General features: G+C 69.8%; 9 protein-coding genes, 2 tRNA genes and 1 pseudogene. 2 read left to right on the plus strand and 10 right to left on the minus strand.

Annotated features, from left to right (window positions below; translation table 11 throughout):
- A partial coding sequence (locus tag GEV10_30430; protein MQA82727.1) for a methyltransferase domain-containing protein occupies positions 1-1081 on the minus strand: 1081 nt, incomplete at its 3' end.
- Between the two features lie 187 nt (positions 1082-1268).
- Here GEV10_30430 and GEV10_30435 point away from each other — a divergent pair.
- Positions 1269-3719 (plus strand): tetratricopeptide repeat protein, encoded by a 2451-nt coding sequence (locus GEV10_30435; GenBank protein ID MQA82728.1) that lies wholly within the window; start codon positions 1269-1271, stop codon positions 3717-3719.
- Between the two features lie 10 nt (positions 3720-3729).
- Here the strand turns inward: GEV10_30435 and clpX are convergent, their stop codons facing one another.
- The 7 genes and pseudogenes from clpX to GEV10_30470 form a co-directional block, all read right to left on the minus strand.
- Complete coding sequence (gene clpX / locus GEV10_30440) at positions 3730-5016, minus strand: ATP-dependent Clp protease ATP-binding subunit ClpX (GenBank protein ID MQA82729.1); 1287 nt, start codon at positions 5014-5016, stop codon at positions 3730-3732.
- A gap of 156 nt (positions 5017-5172) precedes the next feature.
- Positions 5173-5799, minus strand: a complete 627-nt coding sequence (locus GEV10_30445; GenBank protein ID MQA82730.1) for an ATP-dependent Clp protease proteolytic subunit — start codon at positions 5797-5799, stop codon at positions 5173-5175.
- Positions 5800-5908: 109 nt separating this feature from the next.
- Complete coding sequence (locus GEV10_30450) at positions 5909-6514, minus strand: ATP-dependent Clp protease proteolytic subunit (GenBank protein MQA82731.1); 606 nt, start codon at positions 6512-6514, stop codon at positions 5909-5911.
- A gap of 210 nt (positions 6515-6724) precedes the next feature.
- Positions 6725-8173 carry a trigger factor gene (locus GEV10_30455; GenBank protein ID MQA82732.1) on the minus strand — a complete coding sequence of 483 codons (1449 nt, stop codon included), beginning with the start codon at positions 8171-8173 and terminating at the stop codon, positions 6725-6727.
- An 85-nt stretch (positions 8174-8258) separates the two neighbouring features.
- Positions 8259-8534, minus strand: a complete 276-nt coding sequence (locus tag GEV10_30460; protein MQA82733.1) for a hypothetical protein — start codon at positions 8532-8534, stop codon at positions 8259-8261.
- Positions 8535-8600: 66 nt separating this feature from the next.
- Positions 8601-8936, minus strand: a pseudogene (locus GEV10_30465) (hypothetical protein).
- Positions 8890-8964 (minus strand) — tRNA-Pro (locus GEV10_30470). Before GEV10_30470 ends, GEV10_30465 begins: the two are co-directional and overlap by 47 nt.
- A 75-nt stretch (positions 8965-9039) precedes the next feature.
- On the opposite strand from GEV10_30470, the gene GEV10_30475 reads away from it, so the two are divergent.
- A tRNA-Gly gene (locus tag GEV10_30475) sits at positions 9040-9114 on the plus strand.
- A 98-nt stretch (positions 9115-9212) separates the two neighbouring features.
- On the opposite strand, the gene GEV10_30480 is transcribed toward GEV10_30475, so the two are convergent.
- Both GEV10_30480 and GEV10_30485 read right to left on the minus strand, forming a co-directional pair.
- Positions 9213-9464 (minus strand): hypothetical protein, encoded by a 252-nt coding sequence (locus GEV10_30480; protein MQA82734.1) that lies wholly within the window; start codon positions 9462-9464, stop codon positions 9213-9215.
- 115 nt (positions 9465-9579) lie between these two features.
- Positions 9580-10392 (minus strand): tyrosine-type recombinase/integrase, encoded by an 813-nt coding sequence (locus GEV10_30485; GenBank protein MQA82735.1) that lies wholly within the window; start codon positions 10390-10392, stop codon positions 9580-9582.
- Between the last annotated feature and the right edge of the window lie 39 nt (positions 10393-10431).

Here is a 10431-nt window from a genome sequence, read left to right on the forward strand (position 1 = left end):
CGACGGCGCCAGCCGCTTGCGCGGCTTGCGACCCGAGTTCGGTTGCGACACTTCCTACCTCCTGAACGGTGATCAACGTAGCCGTCCAGTGGCCGGGTATTAGAACCAGGAAGTGGTGCACGAACTCAGACGCGGAAGGGGCACCGAGCTCGTACTCACCCTGCTGGCTCTTGGCGTTGGGGACGCAGAGGAAGGTCGAGGCGTTGTAGAAGATGCGACCGACCGGGTTGAGGTTCTGCTCCACCTTGTCACCGGCGAACGGCTCGACGATCATCCAGGTGCCCTCCGGCGCCAGCACCTCGCGGACATGGCGCGCGGCGCCCAGCGGGTCACCCATGTCGTGCAACGCGTCGAACGTGGTGACCAGGTCGTACCCGTGGCCGCCGAACGTCTGTGCGGTGGCGATCTCGAACGCCACCCGGTCGGCGACACCCGCGTCGGCGGCGCGCTTGCGCGCCAGCTCGATCGACTCCCCGTGGTAGTCGGAGCCCACGAACCGCGACTGCGGGAACGCCTCCGCCATCAGCACCGTGGACGCGCCGAGACCGCACCCGATGTCGGCCACCTTGCCGCCGGCGCGCAGCTTCTCCTCCATGCCGTCGAGTGCCGGCAGCCAGCTCGCCACGAGGTTCGCGAGGTACCCGGGCCGGAAGAACTGCTCGGTGCCGACGAAGAGGTCGGGGTTGTGCTCGTGCCAGCCCATGCCCTCGCCGGTACGGAACGCCTCGGTCACCCGCGGCTCGGACCGCAGGGCCGCCAGGGAGAGCAGGAACGCTGCCGGCGCGTACACGGCGCCGTCGGGATCGGCGACGACGGCGACCTGCTCCTCGGTGAGCGAGTACGCGTCCGCGGCCGGGTCGTACGTGATGTACCCGCCTGCGGCCTGGCCACGTGCCCACTCCCGCACGTACCTCTCGTCGGTGTCGGTGGCGGACGCGAGCTCGGCCGAGGTCATCGGTCGTTCGGCCAGTGCCGTGAACAGCCCCAGCCGGTAGCCGACGACGGAGTTGCCGGCGCTGATCGTCGCCCCGAGATCCCCGACCACCCTGTGCAGCAGCTCCTCGAGCTTCGCCTGGTCGATTGCCATGACTGCCCACCTCCGATATGCGTGCGGCCCGTCGTCGGGCCCTCGCTCCAGCCTGGGAGCTACGCACGGGTGAGACCACCGACACCACCCGCACGTCCCCCTGACAAGTCCCTGACAACCCGCGCGGCTCGGACGTACCGTCAATGATCCGGGGGGACCACAGCGGAGTTGGGGGTCCGGCGTGGCAGCCGATCGGGACGCCGGGTTCGGCGGCCTGCTGCGGAGGTGCCGGCTCGTCGCCGGCTACTCGCAGCAGGATCTCGCCGACCGCGCCGGGCTGAGCGTCGACGCCGTCGCCGCATTGGAACGGGGCCGGCGCCGCACCCCGCGCGCCTTCACCGTCCGCGTCCTCGCCGACGCGCTGTCGCTCGACGAGAGCGGCCGGCGCGCACTGGTCGACGCGGCGACCGCGGTGGACGCCGGGCACGCGGGTGGCCCGGCCCGCCCACCGGCGCCGTTCGGGCCGCTCGTCGGCCGGGACGAGGAGAGCGACGCGATCGTCGCCGCACTGTCGCCAGACCGCGGGAGGCAGGTGGCACTGCGCGACGGGCGCGACCGGTTGGTCACCCTCACCGGGCCGGGAGGCGTCGGGAAGACCCAGCTCGCCCTCACCGTCGCGCACCGGTTGACCGACGTGTTCCCCGGCGGCATCGGGTGGGCCGCGCTGGCGGCGCTCGACGATCCCGCGGCCCTGGGCCACGCCGTGGCGGCGGCGGCCGGACTGCGCGCGGTGCCGGGCCGGTCGGTCGAGGACTCCCTCGTCGGTGAGCTCGCGTCCCGGACGATGCTGCTCGTCCTCGACAACTGCGAGCACCTGGTCGCGGCGTGCGCCCTGCTCGTCGAGCGGCTGCTCGCGGGCACCTCGGGACTGTGCATCCTCGCCACCAGCCGGGAACGGCTGCGCTTGGGCGCCGAACGCGTGTGGCCCGTGCCCACGCTCGCCGCGCCCGACCCCGGCCTTGCGGGCGGCGACGTCGCCGACTCGCCCGCGGTCCGGCTCTTCGTCCGCCGTGCGCGTCAGCTCGTCCCCGACTTCACACTCGACGCGGGCGACACCCCCGCGGTCGCTCACATCTGCCAACAGCTGGACGGCATTCCACTCGCCCTCGAGCTCGCCGCCGCGCGGACCAACGTGCTCACGGTCCGGCAGATCGCCGCCGGCCTCGACGACTCGAGCACCGCGACCGGCTCGCGCAGCGCTCCGTCACGACACCGGACGCTGCGGTCGACCATCGAGTGGAGCCATGACCTGCTCACCCACGAGGAGCGCCAAGGACTCAGGCAGCTCGCCGTGTTCGCGGGCGGGTGGACGCTGGCCGCGGCCACGGCGGTCTGCTCGGCGATAGGCGACGAACGCCGAGCGCTGACGCTGACGTCGTCCCTGGTGGAGAAGTCGCTGGCCGTCACGCATCCGACCTTCGAAGGCCGGTACTTCCTGCTGTTCACGGTCCGCAGGTACGCGCTCGACCGGCTGCGCGACAGCGGCGAGCAGCGGGCGCTCGAGGTCGCGCACGCCCGGTACGTCGCCGACCTGGCCGAGCGCGCCGAGCCGCGACTGTACGGCGGCGAGCAACAGGAGTGGCTGCGCCGGCTCGACAGCGAGCTGGGCAACGTGCGGGCGGCACTCGGCTGGACCCGGCAGGAGCGCGACCGCATCGGCGTCCGCATCGCCGGCGCGCTGTGGCGCTACTGCTACCTGACGGGCCGGTACGGCGAGGGTCGCGACTGGCTCGACGGCGCGCTCGCCGGCTCGGCCGAGGGAGCACACGTGGCCAAGGCCCTGCTCGGCTCCGGTGTCCTGGCGTTCCTCCAGTGCGACTACGACGTCGCCACGGATCGCATCGAGGCGGCGCTCGAGCGCTATCGCAGGGAGGGCGACGACCGCGGCGTCGCCGAGGCGCGGCAGCGGCTCGGCAGCGTGGCCAGGGAGCGCGGGGACTACCCCCGTTCCCGCCGGCTGCACGAGGAGAGCCTGGCGCACTGGCGTGCGGCCGGCGACGCCGCGCGGACGGCCGAGTCGCTCAACTACCTGGGCTACGTCGCCTGGCTCACGCGGGACTTCGACCGCACGGAGGAGCTGTGCGAGGAGACCCTGTCGACGTTCCGCGCGCTCGATGACGGCGAGGGCGTCACGTGGGCGCTCCTCAACCTCGGCGCGACCGCGGTGTACCGGGGCCGCGGCGAGCTCGCCGACCGACTGCTGCGGGAGAGTCTCGGTCGCTCGTACGACATCGGCTTCGCCGACGGCGTCGCCTGGTCGCTCAACATGCTGGGCGTGCTCGCGCGCCGGACGGGCGACAGGGACCGCGCCTGGGAGCTGTTGGCGGAGAGCCTGGAGCGCCACGTCGAGCTCGGGGACGGCTGGCGGGCCGCCAGCGTCTTCGAGGAGCTCGCGGCGACGGTCGTCGACACCCGCCCCACTCTCGCCGCTCGGCTCCTCGGCGCGGCCGCACGACTACACACAGTAACCATGGCGCGGCGTCCACCTGTGGAGGAGGCGGATCACAAGGCGACGGTCACCGCGTGCACGGCCGCCCTGGGCGAGGACGCGTACGAGGAGCAGCACGTCATCGGACGGACGGGCCCGCAGGCCGACCTCGTGCGACAGGTGCGGGCAGGCGGCCCCACCTAGTGCCCTGTGGTCAGGCGGACTTCTCGCGGCGCTCCCGCCGCGTCGGGCTGACCTCGCGCGGCACGAGCGTCGGGTTGACGCCGGCGAGGACCACGTCGCGAGTGATCACCACGCGGGCGACGTCCTTGCGACTCGGCACCTCGTACATCACCGACTGCAGCACCTCTTCGCAAATGGCGCGCAGCCCGCGGGCTCCGGTGCCACGCAGCAGGGCCTGCTCGGCGATCGCCTCGATCGCGTCGGGCGCGAAGTCGAGCTCGGCACCGTCGAGCTCCATCAGCCGCTGGTACTGCTTGACCAGCGCGCTGCGCGGCTCGGTGAGGATCTGGCTCAACGCCTCGCGGTCGAGGCTGTGCACGCTGGTGATCACCGGGAGCCGGCCGACGAACTCGGGGATCATGCCGAACTTCAGCAGGTCCTCGGGCATGACCTGGCCGAACAGCTCACCGAGGTTGGACTCCTCCTGCTTGGAGTGCAGCACGGCGGAGAAGCCGATGCTGTTGTGCCCCTCGCGGGTCTCGATGATCTGTTCGAGGCCGGAGAACGCGCCGCCGCAGACGAACAGGACGTTCGTCGTGTCGATCTGGATGAACTCCTGGTGCGGGTGCTTGCGGCCGCCCTGCGGCGGCACCGACGCGGTGGTGCCCTCGAGGATCTTCAGCAGTGCCTGCTGGACGCCCTCACCGGAGACGTCCCTGGTGATCGACGGGTTCTCCGACTTGCGGGCGATCTTGTCGATCTCGTCGATGTAGATGATCCCGGTCTCGGCCTTCTTGACGTCGTAGTCGGCCGCCTGGATCAGCTTCAGCAGGATGTTCTCGACGTCCTCGCCGACGTACCCGGCCTCGGTCAGCGCCGTGGCGTCGGCGATCGCGAAGGGGACGTTGAGCATGCGGGCGAGCGTCTGGGCGAGGAAGGTCTTGCCGGAACCGGTCGGGCCGAGCATCAAGATGTTGGACTTGGAGATCTCGACGGTCTCTTCTTTGCTCTTGCCGTCGTTGCCGGCCTGGATCCGCTTGTAATGGTTGTAGACCGCGACGGACAGGGACTTCTTGGCCTCGTCCTGGCCGATGACGTACTGGTTGAGGAAGTCGTAGATCTCACGCGGCTTCGGCAGGCTCTCGAGCGTGCTCTCCGCAGGCTCGGCCAGCTCTTCCTCGATGATCTCGTTGCAGAGATCGATGCACTCGTCGCAGATATAGACCCCAGGGCCCGCGATGAGCTTTCTGACCTGCTTCTGGCTCTTTCCGCAGAACGAGCACTTGAGCAGGTCCCCGCCGTCACCGATGCGTGGCACCTGTTTGCTCTCCTTTGCGCCCGAAGTCGCCGTGCGTCCGACCGTACCTCGTCTTACCCCGTGTGCGGACCCGCCGCGCGGCGAGTCGCACGTTCCGCGATCATCCGGCCGCCCCAGCCGTCACACCCTCAGCGTACGCGTCCTGAGCCCTCCGGGTCAGTCCGTTCCGGGGGTCGTTCTCGTGGTGACCACGCGGTCGATGAGGCCGTAGTCCAGCGCCTCGGGCGCGGTGAGGATCTTGTCGCGCTCGATGTCGCGGTGGACCTGGTCGAGGTCCTTGTTGCTGTGCTTGGAGACAAGCTCCTCGAGCAGCGCCCGCATGCGGAGGATCTCCCTGGCCTGGATCTCGATGTCGCTCGCCTGGCCGCCGCCCTCCTGAATGGCGGGTTGGTGCAGCAGGATGCGCGAGTTGGCGAGCGCCGACCGCTTGCCCTTGGTGCCCGCGGCGAGCAGCACCGCCGCCGCCGAGGCGGCCTGGCCGATGCAGATCGTGCGGACGTCGGGCCGGACGAACTGCATGGTGTCGTAGATCGCCGTCAGCGCCGTGAACGAGCCACCGGGGCTGTTGATGTAGATCTGGATCTCGCGGTCGGGATCCATCGACTCCAGCGTCAGCAGCTGCGCCATGATGTCGTTGGCGGACGTGTCGTCGATCTGCACGCCCATGAAGATGATGCGGTCCTCGAAGAGCTTGTTGTACGGGTTCTGCTCCTTGACGCCGTACGACGTGCGCTCCACGAACGACGGGATGATGTAGCGGCTGTCGGGTCCCGGTGTGGTCATCCGGTGCTCCGGGAGGTGGAGACCGCCGCTCGGCTGCGGGTGGATCATGTCGAACGTCCTCCGGTACGGGTGGGCGGGCGTGCGGGATGCCATGGGTAACAGCGTGCGGTCAGGAGACGGTGCCGGACGGCAACTGCTCGGCGTTCTGGTAGACGTGGTCGATGAACCCGTAGTCGAGCGCCTGGTCGGCCGTGAACCAACGGTCGCGGTCGCCGTCGCGCTCGATCTGCTCGACGGTCTTGCCGGTGCGCTCCGCGGTGATCTCGGCCATCTTCCGCTTCATGTGCAGCATCTGCTCGGCCTGGATCGCGATGTCGGACGCCGTGCCGCCGAAGCCGCCGTGCGGCTGGTGCATCAGGATCGACGCGTGCGGGGTGGCGTACCGCTTGCCCTCGGCGCCGGCGGAGAGCAGGAACTGCCCCATGGACGCCGCGAGGCCGACCGCCACCGTGGCGACGTCGTTGGGCACGAAATGCAGGGTGTCGTAGATCGCCATGCCCGAGTAGACCGAGCCGCCGGGGCTGTTGATGTAGAGCCAGATGTCGCGGTCGGGGTCCTCGGCGGACAGCAGCAGCAGCTGCGCGCAGATCGCGTTGGCGATCTCGTCGTCGACGGCCTTGCCGAGGAAGATGATGCGCTCCCGCAGCAGCCGGCGGTAGACGTCCTCGTCGAGGCCCAGCGCCGGCGCCTGGCCGGACCTGGCCTGGGGCGTCATGACCGCGGGCCGGTGGAACGTCGGCGCGTTCTGCTCTGTGGTCACCAGGCTCACCTGCTCGATCTCGATGGGATGGCACGCGGGGGGAGACCGTGGTCCGTGCTCTCCACCCGCGTTCTGCGGATCTCGATGCGACACTAGCGGGGCGGACCCGCCGGCCGAGGGCCCGACCGGCGTTTTTCGCTGTCAGCGGACCCGGGGTGGGATGTCCTACTTCTGGTCGACCATGGTCTCGTCGTCCGCCGCCGTCTCGTCGGTCCCGCCGGCCTCGGCGCTGTCGGTCTCGGCGGTGTCGGTCTCGTCGGTCTCGGCGCTGTCGGTCTCGGTGCCCTCGGTCGCGGTGGCCGGCGCGTCAGCCGCCGTGACGTCGACGGCGGCGCCCGACTCGTCGGTGACGTTGGCCCTGCCGGTCACGAGCTCCAGCGCCTTGCCCCGGCGGACCTCGTTCCACAGCTGCCCCACCTGGCCGGACTGGATCAGGTGGTCGGCGAGCACCTGCGGCTCGACGCCCATGCGGGCGGCCATCTGCGCGACGTGGACGCTGAGCTCCTGCTCCTCGACGGAGAGGTCCTCCTTGTCCGCGATCTCGTCGAGCAGCCACCCGGCACGCACCGACTTCAGCGCGCCGTCGCGCAGCTCGGCGAGGTAGTCGTCCTCCGACTGCCCCTGCGCCGAGAGGTACGCCGCGAGATCGAGACCCGAGCCGGACAGCTGCTGCTCGAGGTTGCCCCGCCGGTTGCCGATCTCCTCCTCGAGGACCGCGTCGGGCACCGGGAAGTCGACGCGGTCGAGGAGCGCGTCGAGCGCCTTCTCCTGCGCCTGGTTGGTCTGCTGCGCGGTCCTGCCGCGCTCGAGGCGCCCGCGCATGTCGCCGCGGAGCTCGTCGAGGGTGTCGTACTCGCTCGCGGTCTGCGCGAACTCGTCGTCGAGCTCGGGGAGCTGCTTCTCCTTGACCGACTTCACGGTGACCGTGACGTCGGCCTCCTCGCCCGCGCGTTCCCCCAGCAGGATCGTGTGGAAGGTCTTGGACTCGTCGATCTCCATGCCGGCGAGCGCCTCGTCGAGCCCGTCGACCAGGCCGCCGCGGCCGACCTCGTAGCTCATGCCGTTGACGCTGATGTCCTCGAGCTCGACGCCGTCGGCCACGGCCGACATGTCGATGGAGACGTAGTCGCCCTCGGCGGCCGCGCGCTCGACGCCGCGGAGCACCGCGAACCGCTCGCGCAGGCCGGTGAGCTGCTCGTCGATCTCGGCGTCACTCACGTCGCTGTCGTCGACAGTGACGTCGAGACCGGCGTAGTCGGGCAGCTCGAAGTCGGGCCTGGTGTCGACCTCGGCGGTGAAGCTCAGCGGGGCGTTGTCGGCGAACTCCTTGACGTCGAGCTCGGGCTGGCCGAGGGCCTTGACGTTGCCCTCGCGCAGCGCCTCCCCGTAGGCCTTCGGCACGGCGTCCTGGATCGCCTGCTCGAGCACGACGCCGCGACCCAGCCGCCGGTCGATGACCGCCGGCGGGACCTTGCCCTTGCGGAAGCCGGGGATGTTGATCTGCTGGGCGACTTCGCGGTACGCCTTGTCGAGGCTGGGCTTGAGTTCCTCGAACGGAACCTCGACGGTGAGCCGTACGCGCGTCGGGTTCAGCCTCTCGACGTCGGTCTTCACGGCGGCAATGCTCCTCGTTGCGTTGGGGTGAGTGACAGGCATGCTCGGGCGACGCCGGCGCACGGCTCGGTCCCCCGCGTGGCGGTCAGTCTAGGCCACCGGGTGCACCACCCGGCCCGCCGGACCCGCGCAGCCGGCCGAGCAGCCACGCGCACCAGTCATGCGCCATCCGTTCGTGGGCGATCCCGCGCTGCAGGAGGGCGTCGGAGGCGAACGGAACGGTGCCCGGCTCGTCCGTCGCCGCACCGGCCGCCACGCGCGTCTCCTCGACCTCGACCTCGAACCCGGCGAGGCGTTCGGCGTGCTGCGCCATCCGCCCCTCGATCATGCGCACCGCCGTCGCCTCGTCGACGAGCCACATGGACCAGACCTTGAGCAGGAACTCGTCCCGCACGGGCTCGGCCGGGGTGGGCTCGCCCAGCCACCGCCGGAGCTCGGCGGTCCCGTCGACGGTGATCTCGTACCTCTTGGTCTCGCGCGGCCCGGGACCGTCGATGACCTCGTAACAGACCAGGGCGGCGTCGTGCAGCCGCGCGAGCTCCGGGTAGACCTGACTGTGCCGCGCGTGCCAGTAGAAGCTGACCGGCCGGGCCAGCAGCCGCGACAGGTCGTACCCGGTCTGAGGACCCCTGGCGAGCGCCCCCAGCAGGGCATGACCCAACGTCGACGTCACGGCGCTTCCCCGACCCCTCCGTCGGGCCCTCGGTGACTTTTCGTCGGGGCGCCCGGATTCGAACCGGGGGCCTCTGGCTCCCAAAGCCAGCGCGCTAACCAAGCTGCGCCACGCCCCGCCGGCCCGCCCAACCCGAGGCCGTGGCGATACGCTACCGCGAGCACCGTCGGGTCCGTGCAACCATGGTGCAGACGCGGGTGTAGCTCAATGGCCAGAGTCCCAGCCTTCCAAGCTGGTTATGCCGGTTCGATCCCGGTCACCCGCTCCAACCCCGAAACCGCCCCTGACCAGCACTGACGCCGGTCGGGGCGGATCCTTGTCGGGAGCCATGTTCAGTTGGCCGAGGTCCGTGCGATTAACGTGCGATTAGCCGGTCGGTCCGAGCGCATCGGCGCTCCCCTGGTCCCCGTCGTCGGGATCCGTAGAATCCGCGTCACCCTCCGCGAGCCGCTCGGCCTCGATCAGCTCGTTGAGCGCCTTCGCGATCGCATGGTCACGCTCGTCCGTGGCGTGGTGGTAGATCATCGCGGCCCGCACGCTGCTGTGCCCCATGCGCCGCATCAGCTCCCGAATGTTCGCCCCCGACTGCGCCGCGAGCTGGTTACCCGTGTGCCGCAAGTCGTGGTTAAGCCGATGTCGGCTTAACCACGATTATGCCGACGTTCGCGTTATGCCGATGTTTCTGAGGACGTGCTGGTCACCTGGGGTGGGTGCCGGGAAAGTGTCGGCATAATCAGAGCGCCTCCAAGAATGCGATCAGCGAGTCCGGCGGCCTATAGCGACCTGGTTTCGCGGCGAGCGGGGTCACGCGGTCGATCGCTTCTTGTTTGTGGTTCATGTCGGCGTGCAGGTAGATGTTGGTCGTGGCAAGCTGCTCGTGTCCGAGCCAGAGCGCGATGATGGTGACGTCGTTGCCTGCGAGTAGCAGGCGCATCGCCGCGGTGTGCCGGAGCGTGTGCATGGTGATCCGTTTGGCACCGATCGACGGGCAGGTCGTTTGCGCCAACGCGACGTGGTGGGCGAGCCGATGTTCGATGGCGTCTCGGCTGAGGCGCCTTCCAGTACTCGTTGTGAACAGGGGCTCGTTCGGTGCTCCGGCCCGTTCGTCGAGGAAGGCATGGAGGACCTCGGCCGTGCTCGGGGTGAGCGGGGTGCGCCGCTCCTTCCTGCCCTTGCCGAGGGTGTGCACGTTGGCGCCACGGCCAAGGGTCACGTCCACGCAGTTGAGTCCGATCAGCTCGGAGATCCGAAGCCCTGTCTGGATCGTGAGAGCGAACATCGCATGATCGCGCCGGCCGGTCCAACGCCGCTGATCGCAGGCCGCGAGGAGCGCGGTCGGCTCGTCTTCGTTGAGGTAGGTGACGAGGTTGACCTCGGTTCGCTTGTTCGGAATCGACAAGACGCGCCCGATCGAGCCGGCGTGCTCGGGATGGTGCAGCGCTAGGTACTTCGACCTGAAAAAGTCGCAGCGTGGCGGTCGATGATGTGGTGGCTGGTGGTGGAGAGGATGGCCTCGAACCCTTGGGCTAGAAGGGATCGAGGCCATCGTGTTCAGAACTGTAAACGATCAGCCGACGTTGTGGGA

It is taken from the genome of Streptosporangiales bacterium (genome assembly GCA_009379955.1).
GTDB lineage: Bacteria > Actinomycetota > Actinomycetes > Streptosporangiales > WHST01 > WHST01.